This window comes from Oleiphilus sp. HI0132 (assembly GCF_001635845.1).
The window spans coordinates 1-1,080 of the sequence record NZ_LWGJ01000039.1 but is presented as its reverse complement, the minus strand read 5'-3'; the positions used below and the strand labels follow the sequence as shown (position 1 = coordinate 1,080).

Below are 1,080 nucleotides of genomic sequence, written 5' to 3'. Positions count from 1 at the left end.
AGAAAACACCTGTTTTAAGCCCTCAGCGGTTTGGTTAGCCAAGTCAGTAAGCTTTTCTGCATCGCCCTTAAACTGAGCTTGAACAGTCTCAGAAAATTCAGATTGTTGCTCTACAAAGGCGTTCAGTGAATCGCTATTTCTGATCTCTAATGCCGATTTTGCCTGGGCTATACCCATTTCAGCGTAGTTTGCAAAGGCTTGCGCTTGAATATCAACTAACTCACCTACGTTATTCAGTAGCAATCTATTCACTTCTTTTGCAGGCTCAACAAAGCGTTTCGCTTGTTCGCTTAATGAATCGATAAATTCGTTCATGTATGTCTCCTTGTTATTTACTAGTGGTGCATGTGCTGACCGCCGTTAATGGAAAGATTTGATCCAGTGATAAAACCAGACTGTTTGTCTGATAAGAAAGCAACAAGTCTCGCTATTTCTTTTGGATCACCCAGCCTGCCGACCGGAATTTGGGCGATAATTTGGTTTCTTATACTCTCTTCGACCGCCATCACCATTTCAGTTGCTATATAACCAGGGGAAATAGTGTTAACAGTAATGCCTTTGCTGGCTACTTCTTGCGCTAGTGACATGGTAATACCATGAATGCCAGCTTTGCTGGCAGCGTAATTCACTTGACCAAATTGGCCCTTTTCACCGTTGATAGAAGAGATATTAATAATTCGCCCGTATTGGCGTTTCAACATGAACTCGATGACATTCCGACAAGTATTGAAGGTTCCACTCAGGTTCACATCAATGACCTCTTGCCATTTTTGTGGTGACATTCGTTTTAAGCTGGTATCGCGAGTGATACCAGCGGTATTCACCAAAACTGCAATGGGGCCAATGCTTTCTTCAATATCAAGAATATTGCGGGTACAACTGTCAAAATCAGCAACCTCCAGTACACAGGTTTTAATGTCATAGCCTTGTGTTTTGAGTTGCGCTTGCCAGTTGTCGGCTTTTTCTTGGCTGCTGGATGCAGCAACAACGGTGTAGCCTTCATCATGTAGTGTTTGGCAGATCGCAGTACCTATTCCACCGGTTCCGCCCGTGACAAAAGCAACGTTTACATTAGACATG

General features: G+C 43.3%; 2 protein-coding genes. Both read right to left on the bottom strand.

All coding sequences use genetic code 11. The features are described from left to right. A partial coding sequence (locus A3766_RS00680; protein ID WP_068641461.1) for a phasin family protein occupies nucleotides 1-315 on the bottom strand: 315 nt, incomplete at its 3' end. Between the two features lie 20 nt (nucleotides 316-335). Beyond that, nucleotides 336-1,079 carry an acetoacetyl-CoA reductase gene (phbB, locus tag A3766_RS00675; protein WP_068508748.1) on the bottom strand — a complete coding sequence of 248 codons (744 nt, stop codon included), beginning with the start codon at nucleotides 1,077-1,079 and terminating at the stop codon, nucleotides 336-338. Between the last annotated feature and the right edge of the window lies 1 nt (nucleotide 1,080).